Origin of the sequence: Scleromatobacter humisilvae (assembly GCF_023231945.1) — a bacterium.
GTDB lineage: Bacteria > Pseudomonadota > Gammaproteobacteria > Burkholderiales > Burkholderiaceae_C > Scleromatobacter > Scleromatobacter humisilvae.
In genome coordinates, this window is the sequence record NZ_JAJLJH010000018.1 from 31,824 (window position 1) to 47,490 (window position 15,667).

Sequence of the window (15,667 nt, forward strand, 5' to 3'; positions counted from 1 at the left end):
CGCGGTTCGGGTCGCCGCGGTGCCGCTTGGCGTCTCGGCCCGTGGAGACACGCGCCATGACGATCTTCGAATCCCCCGATATTGCGGCGATCCGCAACGTGGCACTGGTGGGCGCCTCGGCCACCGGGAAGACCACCCTCACCGAGGCCTTGCTGCTGCGCGCCGGCGCCATCAAGACGGCCGGCTGCGTCGAACGCGGCTCGACCGTCAGCGACCACGACCCGCTCGAGAAGCGCGTCCAGCATTCGCTCAACACCGCCGTCGTCAACTGCGTGCACGACGGCATCCGCATCCAGTGGCTCGACACGCCCGGGGCGCTCGAGTTCGTCGGGCAGTCGCTGCCCGCGCTCGAGGCCGTCGAGACCGCCGCCGTCGTCATCAGCGCCACCTCGGGCGTCGACTCCACCGCCCAGCGCATGATGGCCCACGCGGCCGACCGCAAGCTCGACCGCATGATCATCGTCAACCGCATCGACGTGCCCGGCGCCGACTGCGCCGCCGTGCTGGCGCAGATCCGCGACGTGTTCGGCCGCGAGTGCCTGCCGCTGAACCTGCCCGCCGAGCGCGGCGCGCGCGTCGTCGACTGCTTCTTCAACCGCGAGGGCAGCACCGACTTCTCGTCGCCCGAGGCCGCGCACCAGGCGCTGGTCGAACAGGTCGTCGAGGTCGACGCCGAGTTCGTCGACCGCTACCTGAACCAGGGCGACGTCGAGGCCACCGAGCTGCACGGGCCGCTCGAGCAGGCGCTGCGCGAGGGCCACCTGATCCCGGTGTGCTTCGTCTCGGCCAAGACCGGCGCGGGCGTCGCGGAGCTGCTCGACGTCGTCGCCAAGCTGCTGCCCAACCCGACCGAGGGCAACGCCCCCGACTTCCTCGATGGCGAGGGCGCCGACGCGAAGCTCGTTCACGCCACGCCCGATCCCGACAAGCACGTGCTGGCCCATGTGTTCAAGGTCACCGTCGACCCGTACGTCGGCAAGATGGGCGTGCTGCGCGTGCACCAGGGCACGATCACGCGCGACACGCCGCTGTTCGTCGGCGACGCGCGCAAGTGCTTCAAGGTCGGCCACCTGTTCCGGCTGCAGGGCGGCGAGCACGTGGAGATCTCGCGCGCGGTGCCGGGCGACATCTGCGCCATCGCCAAGGTCGACGCGCTGCACTTCGACGCCGTGCTGCATGACGCCGCCGAGGACAGCCACATCCACCTGAAGCCGCTCGCGTTCCCGGTGCCGGTGCACGGCGTGGCGATCCAGCCCAAGCGCCATGGCGACGAGCAGCGGCTGTGGGACCTGGTGCAGCGCTCGGTCGACGAGGATCCGTGCCTGCGCATCGAGCAGGTCGCGGCCACGCACGAGACCGTGGTCTACGGCCTGGGCGAGTTGCACCTGCGCATGCTGCTCGATCGGCTGCGCGACGTGCACAAGTTCGAGGTCGAGACGCGGCCGCCGCGCACGGCCTATCGCGAGACCGTCACCGCCAAGGCCGAGGGCCACCATCGCCACAAGAAGCAGACCGGCGGCGCCGGCCAGTTCGGCGAGGTGTTCCTGCGCGTCGAGCCGCTGCCGCGCGGCGCGGGCTTCGAGTTCGTCGACATCGTCAAGGGCGGCGCGATCCCCGGCCAGTTCATGCAGGCCGTCGAGAAGGGCGTGCGCGAGGCGCTGGCCGCCGGCGTGATCGCCGGCTACGCGGTGGAGGACATCCGCGTCACCGTGCACGACGGCAAGAGCCACAGCGTCGACAGCAAGGACATCGCGTTCGCCACCGCGGCGCGCAAGGCGACGTGGGTGGCGATCATGGAGGCGCGGCCCATCGTGCTGGAGCCCATCGTCGACGTCGAGATCCTCGCGCCGGCCAGCGCGATGGGTGACATCACCGGTGACCTCGCGTCACGCCGCGGCCAGGTCAACGGCACCGAGGCGCAGCTGGGCGGCGCGATGATCGTGCGCGGCCAGGCGCCGGCGGCGGAGCTGATCGCCTACGCGACGCGCCTGAACGCGATGACCAGCGGCGAGGGCCACTACACGATCGCGTTCTCGCACTACGAGCCGGCGCCCACGAGCGTGCAGAACGCGCTGCGCAAGGAGCACAAGCCGGTCGAGGTCGACTGACCGGCGCGGCCATGAAAAAGGGCGCGCCCCTCGCGGTGGCGCGCCCTTCTCGCAAGCGCGAGGATCAGAAGTTCAGCTTGCCGATCTTTTCCAGGGCTGCGGCGATGTTGGCGCGCGCCGCGGCCTCGTTGGCAATGCGCAGGCGCTCGACGCCGGCGAACGCATCGCCCATGCCGGCGGTGCCTTCGGACTTGATGGACTCCTGCAGCATGACCGTGCCGTCGGCCTTCTTCAGCGACCAGGCGGCTTCCATCTTCACGGTGAAGCTCAGGCCGAAGGACGGCTGGTCCATGGCGATCACGTTGACGGCCAGCGCGTAGTCGCCGCCCGGCGCCTTGACGACGCTCGTGAAGGTCTTGTTCTTCTCGATCGCTTGCACGATGGCCTGCTGGAAGGCCTCGTTGGAGATCTGCGACTTGCCCATGGCGCTGGTGTCCGAGCCGCCGGCGACGACGACGCTGGTCGTCGCGTGGTGCTGCGTGCCGGCGATGGCCGTCGTCGGCACCATGGCCTCGGGCTTGGAAGCCGTGGCGCAGCCGGCGATGACGGCGGCGGACGCGCACAGCGCGATGATGGACAGGGAACGGGTCACGGATTGGAAGTTCATGGTGTCTGGCCTTTTTGGGTCGAACGAAGGGCGACGCCCGCGAGCGCGAGCATCACCGGGAATGGCGAGTGGAACGCGCCGCGCGAAACGCGCGACGCACGCACCGACGAATCAATGCTTGGCGGCGACGATGTTGCCCGCGACCTCGTCGGCCATCTCGGCCGGCGACTTGCGCGTGAGCGACGTGTGCAGCGAATGGCCGGTGGCCATGGGGAAGTCGCTGGTCGGATTGCGCACGGTGACCGTGAGTTCGAGCATGTACATCGTCAGGTCCCACATCCACTTGTCGACGTAGGTGACGACGGCGTCGGCCGGGTACGGCGGCGTCCTGGCCGGGCCCGTGGTGACGGCGAAGCCGCGCTTCTCGAAGGCGGCCTTCAGGTCCTTGTCGACGTCGTGGTTGTCCTTCTCGGCGTGGACGACGTAGAGCGTCTTGACCTTGGTCAGGTCGGCGTCGGCCATCAGGTTGGCCTCGGCGCGGTTGACGGCGCAGCCGGTCATGGCGGACAGGCCGGCGGCCAGGCACGTGGCGGCGATGAGTCGCTTGAGCATGAAGATTCCTCCCGTGAATCTTGTAGTGGTGTCTCGAACGCACGCTCAAAACGCGCGTCGGTCGTCGCGCCCCTCTGCGCGACCGCGCGACTGTAGCATCGCGGCAAGACGCAACTCATCCGCGTCGACCCTAGGCTGGCCGGCGCAACGCCGGATCGATCACACGCAGCCTGAGGCCGCGTGACGATCAGTCGTCGTCGCCGCCGCCTTCCTCGTCATCGTCGTCGTCGCCCGGCTTGGCCCACTTGGCCAGCGTCTTCTCGAGCGGCGCCGCGGACTTCACGAAGGCGTCGCTGGAGACCGGCTTGGCGAGGCGCACGCCCGGCAGCGAGATCGTGCCGAGGTAGAGGTCGCCGATCAGCGGCTGCTGCTGCATCGAGCGGTCGATCAGCAGCAGCCCGCTGCTCACCGCGACCGCGCTGCCGATCGCGATGCCGACGGCGCGCCGGCGCGTGGGCAGCAGCAGGCCCATGTGGCGCCACATCATCATCGCGATCGCGCCGACGAAGACGATGCGGCCCAGCTTCTCGATCCAGGGCATCGACAACGCGAACGCGACCTGCGCCGTCGCCGCCTCGGTGACGATGGCGATCAGCAGCCACTTCAGCGCGATGTACAGGTGCGCCCAGAACGCGAAGCGGCGCTGGAACAGCATCGAGCCGATGGCCCACAGCGCGCACCAGATGATCAGGCCCAGCGGTGCCGACAGGTAGTTCCAGGTGAGCGCCGTGCCCTGCGCGCCCGGCACCGTCGACAGCCACAGCGAGAAGCCCTGCCACACCGCGGCGAACAGGATCAGGCCCATCAGCGTCACGGCGTGGCGGCGCTCGTACTGCAGCAGGTCCAGCAGGCGCTGCTCGGGCGCCAGCACCTCGCCGGCGAGCCGCACGCGCAGCGTCGTGGCGCCCAGCGTCATCACGCTGGAGGCCGGCAGCAGCGGCGTCGATCCGGGCGCGATGGCCGCGCGACCCAGGCGCACGCCGTTGACGCTGGCGGCCGGCTCCACGTGCACGCCGTCCTCGCGCAGCGCGAGCGTCGCGTGGTGTGCCGCCACGTGCGGGTCGTCGAGCACGAGGTCGCAGTCGATCGCGCGGCCGATGCGCACCGGCCACTGCGAGACGCGCAGCACCTGGCGCGGCTGGCCGTCCCGGTCGAGCGTCTCGATCAGGGCGAGCGTTTCCATGCGAATCCTTGCAGGTAGTGGCTGGCGAGCAGCATGGCGTTCTGGAAGCTGACGCCGCGCGCGTCGAAGCGGCCCTGCACGCCTTCGGTCCTGGCGTCGACGGACTGCGACAGCACCGCGACGTCGTAAAGCCCCGGCAGGTGGCGATACGCGCGCAGGCACATCACGGTGCGCATCGGCAGGCCGGCGCTCTCGACGAAGTCCTCCTGGCACTTGGGCGCGCTGAGGTCGTGGGTGCGCCGGCCCATGCCCTCGTTGCGGAAGCTCTGGCCCGCCTCCTGCGCGAAGCGCAGCGCGCCGAGCTTGCTGCCGTCGTAGACCTCGTGGCGCACCGCGAGGTCGCCGGTGCGCAGCGATTCGTTGATGAAGATGGCCGTGTCCATCTGGCAGTCGGAGCGCTCGAACGACAAGCCCTTGGACTCCGACGGATTCGACGAGCCCCAGCAGCGCATGAAGTCCTCCTGCGGCACCGGCACGCTGTAGTGCGCGTGCTTGGTCTCGCGCCACGGCAGCGCGACGAAGCGCGACGTGAGCTGCTGTTGATGCGCGAGCAGCTGGCGCGCCATCTCGGCCTCGACCGGGCCGGTGATCGGCTTGGCCTGCGCGCCGCGCGCGATCAGCGCCTGCGCGAACTCGGCCGGCACGAGGAAGCTGATCTGCTGGCCGTCGCGCCGCGTGGCCACGTTGACGCCGACGATGTGGCCCTTGTCGTCCAGCACCGGCCCGCCGCTCATGCCCGGGTTGAGCGAGCCTGAGAACAGGATCTGCGGCAGGAAGCTGCGCTCGACGAGGCCGTTGTAGGTGCCCTCGACGACGACGAAGCCGACGTCCAGCGGATTGCCCAGCGAGAAGATTCGCTCGCCCTGCGCGAGCGGCGTCGCGGCGGGGCGGAACTCGAACAGCCCGCGCGCGGCGACGGCCGCCGGCGGCTTGGCCATGCGCACCAGCGCGAGGTCGTGCACGACGTCGAACGCGACCAGCTGCAGCGCGCCGGTGACGCCGTCGACCGTCTGGAAGTTGAGGCGGTAGCGCTGCGGCTCGAGGGCCACCTGGCTGACGACGTGGTAGTTGGTCAGGATCAGGCCGTCGGGGCCCACCAGCGAGCCCGAGCCGACGCTGGCCTGGCTGTCCTGGTCGCGCAGCAGCGTGCGCACCTGCAGCAGCCGCGGGCGGCCGATGTCGTAGATGCGGCGCGCCGAGGCCGACAGGTTGGCGTTGTCCTCGGCGGCGCGGTCGTCCTCGGCGGCCGATGCCGCCGACTGCGGCTTGGCGAGCGGCGAGGCCGGCGCGGAGGGGAGGTGGACGCCCGGCGGCGAGGCGCCGGCCCACGCGTTCAGCGCGGCCGTCAGCAGCAGGGCGAGAAGGCGTCCGGAGCGGCGCCGCAACAGGCGAGTCAAGAGCATCGAGCCATGGTACCCCGAGCACTTGCACGCATTCTTGCCGGCGTGGTCGGGCAAGGGCTTGCGCCGCGAGGCCGCGTCCAGCGACACGAGCCTTTATCATTGCGCTCCATGCACGCCCCCCGAGACGTGGCCTCTATCCGCCTGGACAACGCGCTCGCGCTGTTCGACGAATTCGTCCGCAACACCATCAAGCACCCCGACGCCGCGACGCTGCGGGGCCTGGAACGCCGTTTTGCCGAGCGGCTGCAGATCCAGCCGAGCTACTGGAGCCAGATCAAGAGCCGCTCGCGCCTGATCGGCGAGCGCCTCGCGCGCCAGTTCGAGCAGTGCTGCCAGAAGCCGGCGGGCTGGATGGACGCCGAGCATGTGGCCGGCAAGGCCAGCGCGGTCGCGGCGCCGCCGCCGGCATCCGACAGCCCGCTGCCGCAGGACGACGACGAGCGCTTCATCACGGGCCTGGTGCTCACGTACTACCGCCGGCATCCGCAGCGCGCCCGCACGCGGCTGCTCGACCTGCTGGGCGAGGTGCTGATGCCGGAGCCCGAGGCCGCGTCGGCACCGCAGCCGCCCGCGCCCGCGCCGCGCAAGCTGGCCCCCGGCGTGACGGCCCGCCCGCCCGCGCCGCCACCGCCGCCGGACGACCCGTTGGCCTTGTGGCATTCCGTGCAGACGGGCATCGCGCCGTTGAAGAAGAAGCGCTGACTTTCGGCCAGGGCGCGGTGGCGGCGTCGCCGTGAAAACGCTGTCACCATGGCGCTGGTCAAATCCGCCCGACCGCGCCGGAACCCGCCGGCGTGGTTCGTTGTCCAGAAGACGACCTTCCAGAGGAGGCCATCACCATGCGCCGTGCCGAGACATCTCACGTGACCTTGCGGATGGTTGCCGACGCCGCGGGCGTATCGGTCTCGACGGCGTCGCGCGTCATGAATGACGCCACCAACGTCAGCGACGACAAGCGGGCGGCAGTGAAGGCCGCGGCCGCGCGCCTGGGCTTCGTCCTCAACGGCATCGCCAAGGCGCTGGTCGACGGGCGGACGCGCACGGTCGGACTGATCGCGCAGCACTTCGAGAGCCCGTTCGACGCGCTGCTGCTGCGCGGCATCGAGGAGAACCTGTCGCGCGCCGGCTACGCGTTGGTAGTGTCCAGCGGCCACTGGAATCCGGGCGAGGAGGAGCACTGCGTGCAGGTCCTGCGCACTCGACAGGTCGACGGCATCATCGTGCTGGGCGGCAGCCTCGACGACCGCTTCCTGGTCGATCTCGCGGCCGAACTGCCCATCGTCCTGACCGGGCGCGACCTGAAGGCGCCGGGCCTGCATTCGCTGCGCTCGAACGACTATCGCGGCGCGCTGGCCGCGACGCGCTACCTGCTGCAACTCGGCCACCGCCGCATCGCGCACGTCGCCGGGGACAGCAGCCACCCCGACTCGCATGATCGCGAGCGCGGTTACCGCGCCGCGCTCGAGGAGGCGCGGGTCGCCTTCGACCCCGAGCTCGTCTGGCAGGGCAACTATCACGAGAGCAGCGGCACCGAGGCCGTCGAAAGCCTGCTGGAGCGCGGCGTCGAGTTCACCGCCATCTTCGCGGCCAACGACCAGATGGCCGGCGGCGCGACCCTGGCCGTTCAACGCCACGGCCTGCGCGTGCCCGAGGACATCTCCATCGTCGGTTTCGACGACCTGCTGGCGACGAGGCACGCGTCGCCGCCGAGGACGACGGTCAACCTGTCGGTGATCGAGCTCGGGCGCCGCGCGGCGTCCGCGATGCTCGATCTGCTGTCGCATCGGCGGCCGAACGCGGTGGCCCCCGAGCCGGAGTTGATCGTCCGGAGTTCGACGATGCAGCCCCGCCACGCGTTGCGATCAATTGATTGATAAAGTACTTGCGCAAGATCAAGATTTGTTTATCATTGCGCCAAGCGTCGGACATCGGCGCGACACCCCGCCTCGCAACCCTTCACGAGCCTCCATGCGCCAAGCCCTGAATCGAACCCGCACCGCCAACGCAGCCGTCCAGACGGCCGTGCGCAGCGCGCGTGCCGCTCGTTTCGTGGCCGTCCGCAATGCGGCCAAGCCGTTCCCGATTCCGCTCTGAGTCCGCGAGAAGCATCTCTTCGCGAAGGCCCGGGCGGTTGTCAGACCCCCGGGCCTTCGCGCATTTCGGCCCCAGTTTCGTCGGAGAAGACCATGCCCAAGTTCAGCCTCCCCGCCTCCAAGCCACGCAATCCGCTCGTCGCGCCGGCGCAATTTCGCCAGGCCGGCAAGCACGGCAGCGATCGCGACGCCACGCGCCACGACGCCAACCAGGCCTTGAAACGCGAGTTCGCCAACCTCGACCTGTCGCGCAACAAGCCGCCCAGCTTCTGAATCCACCCCAGCGGTCCCAGTGCCGCCCCGGAGAACGACATGACCCCCGTCCTGACCGGCCATCGCCCCGCGCAACGGCCCTCCTTCAGCGATACCTGGCGCCGCTTCGTGGCGCATCTCCTGCGCGGCGCCAGCACCGCGCTCGCGCGCCAGGCGCGCGACGTCGCCCGCCCGCTGCACGCCCGCCAGCGCCGGCGCAGCCAGCACGACGCCAGCGTCGAGTTCCACGCCGAGGCCGGTGCGCCGGAGGGCGCGCTGTTCGTCGACGGCGAGCTCGTCGGCTACGTCCAGGTGCGCCGCCTGTGATCCCCGGCCGGCGGAACTCAAGTCGGCGCGCGGGAGTCCGATAACACGAGCAAGTGGCCGTCCCTGCATCCCGCGGGGCGGCCTTGCTCGAGTCCCGGATCCCGCCATGAGTGCCCTGCCCGCCGCCGCCACGTTCCGCACGCCCCGCGACGTGGACGGCTGGGTGCGCTACTTCCGGCAGTGCGAGATCCCCGTGCTCGCGAGCACCGCGGCGTCGATCGAGGAGATGCGGCTGATCGAGGACGACGTCGACGCGCGCATCATCTCCGAGGTGATCGGCCGCGATCCGCTGATGACGCTCAAGCTGCTGGTCCACGCCTCGACGCAAGGATCGAATCGCCGCCTGACCGATGCGGAGACGGTGGTCGAGGCGCTGGTGCTGATGGGCATCACGCCGTTCTTCCGCCAATTCGGACCGCAACCGACGGTCGAGGATCATCTCGCCGACCACCTCGAGGCGCTGGCCGGCCTGCAGCACGTGCTGCTGCGCGCCGACCGCGCCGCGCGCTTCGCCGCCAGCTTCGCGATCCACCGTGCCGACCACGACGCCGTCGTGCTGCACGAGGCCGCGCAGCTGCACGACTTCACCGAGATGCTGCTTTGGCTGCACGCGCCCGCGCTGGCGCTCGAGCTGCAGCGCCGCCAGCACGCCGATCCCACGCTGCGCTCCTGCGCGGCGCAGCGCGACGTGTTGAACGCGGAGCTCAACGACATCCAGCACGTGCTGATGCAGCTGTGGCGGCTGCCCGAGATCCTCGTGCGCATCACCGACGACAGCCATGCCGAGAACTCGCAGGTGCGCAACGTGCTCTTGGCGATCCGCCTCGCGCGGCACACGATGGACGGCTGGGACAACGCGGCGCTGCCCGACGACATCCGCGACATCGCGGGGCTGCTGCACCTGGGCCTCGAACCGACGCGCCAGTTGCTGTTGGACATCGACACGGACTAGTAGTCGATCCGCCGCCGGATCTCGTTCCAGACCTCCTCGCGCGCCGTCATCGCGATGTGCCCGACGCCGCGCAGCTGCTTGGCCTCGCTGCCCGGATAGACCGCGGTGGGCGGCGGGTAGACGACCTGGTCGCACTCGCTCCACCAGCTGGTGATCAGGCCGGGCAACGTCGGCGGCTCCTTGCCGGCGAGCGTCGTCATCCACGGGCTGTCCACGCCCATCTGGCGGCCGTTGACGGTGCGCGCCAGGCGCGCCAGCCAGGTGCCGCGGTGCGGCGTGCCGATGGTGATCAGGCGCGCGGCCTCGTCGGTGCCGTCGCTGCGCCTGTGCGTGGCGCGCGAGCGCAGCCAGGCGCGCGCGACCAGGCCGCCCATGCTGTGCGCGACGATCACCGGCGCCAGGCCGGTGGCGGCCTCGATGCGGCGCACGGCGCGCTCGACCTGCGGCACGTAGTCGTCCAGGCTCGCGAACAGCGGCTCGAGATTGACCGCGACGAACGCGCGATCGAGCTTGAGCAGGCGTCTCATCCACGGGTTCCACAGGCCGCGATTGCAGATGTAGCCGTGGATGAAGACGACGCCGCGCAGGCCGCGCGAAGTCTTGGGCAGGTGATCCTCGATGGCGTTCGAGCGCCAGGGCATGCGCCAGACGAAGATCGCCGTCGACTCGCGCCACTCGCCCAGCACCGAGCGCACCATGTCGATCCAGCGCGCCCGCGGGGCCGCGCTGCGGCGGGCGACGATACGGGCCATCAGCAGCTCGATGGCCAGCATCGTCGGGTGACCAAGCACCAGCGCGTAGAGCGCGATCCAGCACGCGGGCGTCCAGCCAGTCACGCGGGCCGCCACCAGCAGGCCGGCGAGCAGGGCGAACCAGGCGACGAACAGCAGTCGGGCGACGCGGGCGAGCATCCAGCGAGTATCACCCCGCGTCTTCAGCCCTGCCATGGCATGGCATGCAAACGCGCATCGCCGGGTCGCGGGATAGCCGGCTGATACGCTTGCACCGATGAGCGACATCGCCTCTCGCATCCTGCAGTCCCTCGCCGCCGTCGACGTCGAGCGCCTCCGCCGCGCCGCGACGCCCGGCCTTGCAGCCGCTGTCGAGACCTTGAAGGCCTACCAGCAGCAGCGCTTCGCGCGCACGCACGCCAGCCTGCTCGCGCATCCGCGCTACGGACGCGCGGCGAATTTCTTCCTCAACGAGCTTTACGGCCCGCAGGACTTCACGCAGCGGGACGCGCAGTTCAGCCGCATCGTGCCGGCCCTGGTGCGGCTGTTCCCGGCCGACACCGTCGCCACGGTCGAGTCGCTGGCGGCGGTGCATGCGCTGTCGGAGCGCCTCGACACGGCGATGGCCATCCACCTCGACGGACGGGCGCCGATGCGCGCGAGCTACGTCCGCGCCTGGCAGGCCACCGGCGAGCGCGCCTCCCGCGCGCGCCAGATCGACCTCGTGATGAGCGTGGGCGAGGCGCTCGATCGCCACACGCGCAGCTTCGTGCTGCGCGCCAGCCTGAAGGCGATGCGCGGGCCCGCGCGCGCGGCGGGCATGGGCGCGCTGCAAGCCTTCCTCGAGACCGGCTTCGATGCCTTCGGCGCAATGGGCGGCGCCAGGGAGTTCCTCGCGACGATCCAGGCGCGCGAGACGGCGCTGGCCGCGCGCCTGTTCGAGCCTGAGGCTGTCGCGGCCGCGACAGGTCTGCTGTCGGCGGACGACGTTCTGGTCCACTTACCCTAGCCGCCATAGCCGATTTCCCCGGGGTGGGGTGAAGGGCGGGTGGCTCACAATGGTCGACCATGACCGATGCCCTCGCCACCTCCGCTCCCGCCGCCTCCACGCAACGTCCCTGGCTGACGCACTATCCGCCCGGCGTGGCCGGCACGGTGCCGGTGGACACCTATTCGTCGCTCGTGCCGCTGCTCGAGGAATCGTGGACGACGCACGCGCAACGCGACGCCGCCGCCTGCATGGGCGTGCGCTTCAAATACGCCGAGGTCGACGAGCGCTCGAAGTCGCTCGGGGCCTGGCTGCAATCCAGGGGCGTGCAGCGCGGCGACCGCGTCGCGATCATGATGCCCAACGTGCCACAGTACCTGGTCGCGATCGGCGCGGTGCTGCGCGTGGGCGGCGTCGTCGTCAACGTCAACCCGCTGTATACGGCGCGCGAGCTGCAGCACCAGCTCGCCGACTCCGGCGCGACGATCATCATCGTGCTCGAGAACTTCGCGCACACGCTCGAGGCGGTCGTCGCGCAGACCGAGGTGCGCCACGTGGTGCTCGCGTCCATGGGCGACATGCTGGGCTTCGTGAAGGGCCAGCTCGTCAACTTCGTGCTGCGCCACGTCAAGAAGATGGTGCCCGAGTTCCGCCTGCCGCAGGACGGCGGCCGCAGCGTGACGCGCTTCAACATGGCCATCGCGCAGGGCACGCGCAGCGTGCTCAAGCCGGTGGCGCTCACGGGCGACGACATCGCGTTCCTGCAGTACACGGGCGGCACGACGGGGGTGTCCAAGGGCGCGACGCTGCTGCATCGCAACGTCGTCGCCAACATCCTGCAGAGCGAGGCCTGGTTCAAGCCGATGTTCGAGCAGCTGGGCGACAAGCCGCTGAGCATCGTCTGCGCGCTGCCGCTGTATCACATCTACGCGCTGACCATCTGCTACATGTTCGGCGCGCGCCTGGGCGCGATGAACATCCTCGTGCCCAATCCGCGCGACATCGCCGGCTTCGTCAAGACGCTCAAGGCCTACCGCGTCAACATGTTCCCGGCGGTCAACACGCTGTTCAACGCACTCGCCAACGACCCGGAGTTCGCCAAGCTCGACTTCTCCGACCTCGTCATCTCCAACGGCGGCGGCATGGCCGTGCAACAGGCGACGGCCGAGCGCTGGCTCAAGATCACCGGTTGCCCGGTGGTCGAGGGCTATGGGCTGTCGGAGACTTCGCCGGTGGCCACGAGCAACCGCCTCGACAAGCGCGAGTTCACGGGCACGATCGGCATGCCGATCCCGTCGACCGACATCGCGATCCGCGACGACGACGGCGTCGACGTGCCCTTCGGCACCGCCGGCGAGATCTGCATCCGCGGCCCGCAGGTGATGGCGGGCTACTGGAAGCGGCCGGACGAGACGGCCAAGGTGATGACCGACGACGGCTTCTTCCGCTCCGGCGACATCGGCATCATGGACGAACAGGGGTATTTGCGCATCGTCGACCGCAAGAAGGACATGATCCTGGTGTCCGGTTTCAACGTGTATCCGAACGAGATCGAACAGGTCGTGAACCTGCATCCGGGCGTGCTGGAATGCGCGGCGATCGGCGTGCCGGACGAACGATCGGGCGAAGCCGTGAAGTTGTTCGTCATTCGCCGCGATCCGGCGCTTGCCGAAGAGGATATCGCCGCCTATTGCCGCGAGAATTTCACGGCCTACAAGCGTCCGAAGACGATCGAATTCCGCGACGAACTGCCGAAGTCGAACGTCGGCAAGATCCTGCGACGCGAGTTGCGCTCACCGGCTTCCTGAAGGGTTTCGTCCGCACCGTGCCAGACATCGCGCCTCCAGCTTCCGCCTCTTCCGCGATGCCTGGGCGCGAGTCCGGTGGGTCGGGCGAGGTCGCGTCCGCCCTGCTGCGCACGCTGGGCCTGACGGTGCTGGAGCGCGGCTGGCTGTCGGCCAACCAGGCGGTCTTTCGCGCCGCCGGTGCCGTGCCGGCGAGCGTGGTCGACACCGGCTTCAGCGGGCATGTCGAGCAGACGCTCGCGCTGATCGATCGCGCGCTGGGCGGCGAGCGGCTCGGGCGCATCGTCAACACGCATCTCCATTCCGACCACTGCGGCGGCAATGCCGCCCTGCAAAGGCGCGGCGGTGTCGAGACCTGGATCCCGTCGCCCAGCATGGCCGCGGTCGAGCGCTGGGACGAGGCCGCGTTGAGCTATCGCCTGACCGACCAGCCGTGCCCCCGCTTCGTCGCCGACCGCGCATTGGTGCCGGGCAACAGCATCGCGCTCGGCGAGGCCAGTTGGCAGATCCACGCGGCGCCCGGCCACGACATGGACGCCATCCTGCTGTTCGAGCCGCAGACGCGCACGCTGATCGCCGGCGACGCGCTGTGGGAGGAGCGTCTCGCGATCATCTTCCCGGAGCTTGTCGGCGAGGACGGCTTCGGGCCGACACGCGCGACGCTGTCGCTGATCGAGCGCCTGGATCCCCGTGCGGTGCTGCCGGGGCACGGGCGGCCGTTCGCCGACGTCGCGCAGGCGCTGGCCGCGAGCCGCGAGCGGGTGTCGGCCTTCGAACGCCATCCCGAGCGCCATGCGCAACACGCCGCGCGGGCGCTGCTGATGTTTCATCTGCTCGAGGTGCGCCAGGCACCGTTCGACGAGCTGGTGGCGTGGATGCGGCAGACGCCGATCTACCGCACCGTCACCCGACGCGCCGGCCTGGATGAGTCGGGCGCCGCCGACTGGGCTGCCAGCCATGTGCGGCGACTGGTCGACGACGGCGTGCTGCTGCAGCACGACGACCAGGTGGCCGTGCGGCCGCAGGCGCAATAGCGTGCGCGTGATGGCCAGCCCTGACGACACGACGGTCCCTGGCGAGGACTTCATCGACACGCTCGCGCCGGCGCCGCCGACGGCCCCGCGGGTCGACCTGCGCAGCCAGTCGGACGCCCCCGACCGGCTCGTGTTCTTCTTCAGCGGCTTCGATCCGAAAAGCGCGACCTTCTATCACCGGCTGTTCCGCACCGGCATCGCGCAGCGCAACGCCGCGCACGACGAGACCCTCGCGCTGGGCAAGCGGCATCGGATCGGCCGTTGGGCGTCGGTGTGGACGGCCCTGTGGCGCGGCGCGTCCTCCGCGCTCGGTGGCCGCCCGGTGGCGATGCGCACGCGCGTGCACTTCATGCGCTGGGACGACATCGTGCAGCGCCACTGGCGGCGCGCGCCGCTGACCTTGGCGCGCGACTACTGGAACATCTACGCCGGCGGCCTCGGGTCGGGCGTGCTTCGACGCATCTGGCGCACGGCACCGGCCGCGTTCTGGCTGGCGATGTTGCCGCTGATCGTGTGCGTTCTGTCGTTCGCGACAGGCCTGCTGGTCATCGGCGGCCTGCTGGCGCTCAGCGGGCTGATGTCCGCGTTGCCGACGGCGGCGCTGGGCCTGGTCGTGGGCGCGCTGCTGTGGCGCCTGATGGCACGCCGTGTCGACTGCGAATGGTTGTTGCGCCTGTATGCCTTCATGCGACAGCAGGCGCTGGGCCAGGTGCCGGCACTCGATGCACGCCTGGACGAGATGGCCGCCCACATGACCGAGGCCGTCGAGGCACGGATGCGACAGCCGGGGGCGGCGCCGCTGCGGGAAGTCCTGTTGGTCGGCTACAGCTCGGGCAGCATCATGTCCGCCGCCGTGCTCGCGCGCGCGTTGCCGAAACTGAGCGAGATCATCGGCAACCGGCGGGCGAACAAGGCCACGACGTTGGCCATGGTGACGCTCGGCCACTGCATTCCGATCGCCGCGGAATGGCCTGGCGCGCGTCGCGTCCGCAACGACCTCGAGGCGCTGGCCGAGAGTCCGTTGCTGACTTGGCACGACTATTCGGCGGCTTCCGATCATGCAGCGTTCTGGAAGGCGGCGCCCTGGCCGCAACCGGCCCTGCTGAAGGGCTACCAGGCGTCCCCGCTGTTTCCCACGACGTCCAGCGCCTGGCAGCTCGCCGGGACGCGGCGCGACCGACGGGAGACGCACTTGCAGTACTTGCGGCCTCCGCGAGCTCGCGGCGACGCCGGCGCGTACGACTTCTTCACCTTGGCCTGCGGGCCGCAGACGCTGGCCGAGCAGCACGCGCGGGTTGGATCGACGAGCGATCTGCGAGAGAAGACGCCGAGCTGATTGGCTTGCCGTGCTCCGGCAGCCGCTGCGGGAATGCGGCAAGGCGTTGAAGTCTCGCCTGCGCGCGCCAGAGCCGCACTCGGTCGCCGCCCCAACGACAGACGCCCGGCAAGCCGGGCGTTTTCGCTAGTGCATGGAGTGACAACGCAATGGGCCGCGACGAATATTGCGGCCCCAAAAGCAAAACGCCCGAGCTAAGAATTTAGCTCGGGCGGTTGCAGGGATATTAGCCTGACAATGTCCTACTTTCACACGGGAACCCGCACTATCATCGGCGCAGAGGCGTTTCACTGTCC

Annotated in this window: 16 protein-coding genes; 11 read left to right on the forward strand and 5 right to left on the reverse strand. The window is 70.0% G+C overall.

Annotated elements, in window-relative coordinates:
* The first annotated feature begins 56 nt into the window (after positions 1-56).
* Positions 57-2,108: an elongation factor G gene (fusA, locus tag LPC04_RS28560; protein WP_275685741.1), complete on the forward strand. Its 2,052-nt coding sequence runs from the start codon at positions 57-59 to the stop codon at positions 2,106-2,108.
* A 64-nt stretch (positions 2,109-2,172) separates the two neighbouring features.
* On the opposite strand, the gene LPC04_RS28565 is transcribed toward fusA, so the two are convergent.
* The 4 genes from LPC04_RS28565 to LPC04_RS28580 form a co-directional block, all read right to left on the reverse strand.
* The gene (locus LPC04_RS28565) at positions 2,173-2,715 is read right to left on the reverse strand and encodes a hypothetical protein (protein ID WP_275685742.1); all 543 of its coding nucleotides are present in this window, start codon (positions 2,713-2,715) and stop codon (positions 2,173-2,175) included.
* Positions 2,716-2,826: 111 nt separating this feature from the next.
* On the reverse strand, positions 2,827-3,267 hold the full coding sequence (locus LPC04_RS28570) for a hypothetical protein (protein ID WP_275685743.1): 441 nt from the start codon (positions 3,265-3,267) through the stop codon (positions 2,827-2,829).
* A gap of 187 nt (positions 3,268-3,454) precedes the next feature.
* Positions 3,455-4,450: an FHA domain-containing protein gene (locus LPC04_RS28575; RefSeq protein WP_275685744.1), complete on the reverse strand. Its 996-nt coding sequence runs from the start codon at positions 4,448-4,450 to the stop codon at positions 3,455-3,457.
* Positions 4,432-5,853: a S1 family peptidase gene (locus LPC04_RS28580; protein WP_275685745.1), complete on the reverse strand. Its 1,422-nt coding sequence runs from the start codon at positions 5,851-5,853 to the stop codon at positions 4,432-4,434. The genes LPC04_RS28575 and LPC04_RS28580 overlap by 19 nt, the downstream gene beginning before the upstream one ends.
* 108 nt (positions 5,854-5,961) lie before the next feature.
* Here LPC04_RS28580 and LPC04_RS28585 point away from each other — a divergent pair, with 108 nt between their 5' ends.
* From LPC04_RS28585 to LPC04_RS28610, 6 genes are all read left to right on the forward strand, one after another.
* Positions 5,962-6,555, forward strand: a complete 594-nt coding sequence (locus LPC04_RS28585; protein WP_275685746.1) for a hypothetical protein — start codon at positions 5,962-5,964, stop codon at positions 6,553-6,555.
* A 173-nt stretch (positions 6,556-6,728) separates the two neighbouring features.
* Positions 6,729-7,727, forward strand: coding sequence for a LacI family DNA-binding transcriptional regulator (locus LPC04_RS28590; protein WP_275685758.1), 999 nt, complete (start codon positions 6,729-6,731; stop codon positions 7,725-7,727).
* Between the two features lie 94 nt (positions 7,728-7,821).
* The gene (locus LPC04_RS28595; RefSeq protein ID WP_275685747.1) at positions 7,822-7,947 is read left to right on the forward strand and encodes a hypothetical protein; all 126 of its coding nucleotides are present in this window, start codon (positions 7,822-7,824) and stop codon (positions 7,945-7,947) included.
* A 92-nt stretch (positions 7,948-8,039) separates the two neighbouring features.
* Positions 8,040-8,219 carry a hypothetical protein gene (locus LPC04_RS28600; protein WP_275685748.1) on the forward strand — a complete coding sequence of 60 codons (180 nt, stop codon included), beginning with the start codon at positions 8,040-8,042 and terminating at the stop codon, positions 8,217-8,219.
* A 39-nt stretch (positions 8,220-8,258) separates the two neighbouring features.
* Positions 8,259-8,525 (forward strand): hypothetical protein, encoded by a 267-nt coding sequence (locus LPC04_RS28605; RefSeq protein ID WP_275685749.1) that lies wholly within the window; start codon positions 8,259-8,261, stop codon positions 8,523-8,525.
* A 106-nt stretch (positions 8,526-8,631) separates the two neighbouring features.
* Positions 8,632-9,477 (forward strand): HDOD domain-containing protein, encoded by an 846-nt coding sequence (locus LPC04_RS28610; protein ID WP_275685750.1) that lies wholly within the window; start codon positions 8,632-8,634, stop codon positions 9,475-9,477.
* On the opposite strand, the gene LPC04_RS28615 is transcribed toward LPC04_RS28610, so the two are convergent.
* A complete protein-coding gene (locus tag LPC04_RS28615) occupies positions 9,474-10,388 on the reverse strand; it encodes an esterase/lipase family protein (RefSeq protein WP_275685751.1) in 915 nt (304 codons plus the stop codon). The genes LPC04_RS28610 and LPC04_RS28615 overlap by 4 nt on opposite strands.
* A 97-nt stretch (positions 10,389-10,485) precedes the next feature.
* On the opposite strand from LPC04_RS28615, the gene LPC04_RS28620 reads away from it, so the two are divergent.
* From LPC04_RS28620 to LPC04_RS28635, 4 genes are read left to right on the forward strand one after another with little or no spacing between them, the layout of a single operon-like run.
* Positions 10,486-11,217: a DUF8198 family protein gene (locus LPC04_RS28620; RefSeq protein ID WP_275685752.1), complete on the forward strand. Its 732-nt coding sequence runs from the start codon at positions 10,486-10,488 to the stop codon at positions 11,215-11,217.
* 59 nt (positions 11,218-11,276) lie between these two features.
* Positions 11,277-13,004, forward strand: a complete 1,728-nt coding sequence (locus LPC04_RS28625; RefSeq protein WP_275685753.1) for a long-chain-fatty-acid--CoA ligase — start codon at positions 11,277-11,279, stop codon at positions 13,002-13,004.
* A gap of 56 nt (positions 13,005-13,060) precedes the next feature.
* The gene (locus LPC04_RS28630) at positions 13,061-14,035 is read left to right on the forward strand and encodes an MBL fold metallo-hydrolase (protein ID WP_275685754.1); all 975 of its coding nucleotides are present in this window, start codon (positions 13,061-13,063) and stop codon (positions 14,033-14,035) included.
* Positions 14,036-14,045: 10 nt separating this feature from the next.
* Positions 14,046-15,371: a hypothetical protein gene (locus LPC04_RS28635; protein ID WP_275685755.1), complete on the forward strand. Its 1,326-nt coding sequence runs from the start codon at positions 14,046-14,048 to the stop codon at positions 15,369-15,371.
* The last annotated feature ends 296 nt before the right edge of the window (positions 15,372-15,667 follow it).

What these genes read in the sequence shown, in the direction of transcription:
- fusA (WP_275685741.1), top strand. Translation starts at nt 57, where the DNA reads ATGACGATCTTCGAATCCCCCGATATTGCGGCGATCCGCAACGTGGCA.
- LPC04_RS28565 (WP_275685742.1), bottom strand. Translation starts at nt 2,715, where the DNA reads ATGAACTTCCAATCCGTGACCCGTTCCCTGTCCATCATCGCGCTGTGC.
- LPC04_RS28570 (WP_275685743.1), bottom strand. Translation starts at nt 3,267, where the DNA reads ATGCTCAAGCGACTCATCGCCGCCACGTGCCTGGCCGCCGGCCTGTCC.
- LPC04_RS28575 (WP_275685744.1), bottom strand. Translation starts at nt 4,450, where the DNA reads ATGGAAACGCTCGCCCTGATCGAGACGCTCGACCGGGACGGCCAGCCG.
- LPC04_RS28580 (WP_275685745.1), bottom strand. Translation starts at nt 5,853, where the DNA reads ATGCTCTTGACTCGCCTGTTGCGGCGCCGCTCCGGACGCCTTCTCGCC.
- LPC04_RS28585 (WP_275685746.1), top strand. Translation starts at nt 5,962, where the DNA reads ATGCACGCCCCCCGAGACGTGGCCTCTATCCGCCTGGACAACGCGCTC.
- LPC04_RS28590 (WP_275685758.1), top strand. Translation starts at nt 6,729, where the DNA reads ATGGTTGCCGACGCCGCGGGCGTATCGGTCTCGACGGCGTCGCGCGTC.
- LPC04_RS28595 (WP_275685747.1), top strand. Translation starts at nt 7,822, where the DNA reads ATGCGCCAAGCCCTGAATCGAACCCGCACCGCCAACGCAGCCGTCCAG.
- LPC04_RS28600 (WP_275685748.1), top strand. Translation starts at nt 8,040, where the DNA reads ATGCCCAAGTTCAGCCTCCCCGCCTCCAAGCCACGCAATCCGCTCGTC.
- LPC04_RS28605 (WP_275685749.1), top strand. Translation starts at nt 8,259, where the DNA reads ATGACCCCCGTCCTGACCGGCCATCGCCCCGCGCAACGGCCCTCCTTC.
- LPC04_RS28610 (WP_275685750.1), top strand. Translation starts at nt 8,632, where the DNA reads ATGAGTGCCCTGCCCGCCGCCGCCACGTTCCGCACGCCCCGCGACGTG.
- LPC04_RS28615 (WP_275685751.1), bottom strand. Translation starts at nt 10,388, where the DNA reads ATGCTCGCCCGCGTCGCCCGACTGCTGTTCGTCGCCTGGTTCGCCCTG.
- LPC04_RS28620 (WP_275685752.1), top strand. Translation starts at nt 10,486, where the DNA reads ATGAGCGACATCGCCTCTCGCATCCTGCAGTCCCTCGCCGCCGTCGAC.
- LPC04_RS28625 (WP_275685753.1), top strand. Translation starts at nt 11,277, where the DNA reads ATGACCGATGCCCTCGCCACCTCCGCTCCCGCCGCCTCCACGCAACGT.
- LPC04_RS28630 (WP_275685754.1), top strand. Translation starts at nt 13,061, where the DNA reads ATGCCTGGGCGCGAGTCCGGTGGGTCGGGCGAGGTCGCGTCCGCCCTG.
- LPC04_RS28635 (WP_275685755.1), top strand. Translation starts at nt 14,046, where the DNA reads ATGGCCAGCCCTGACGACACGACGGTCCCTGGCGAGGACTTCATCGAC.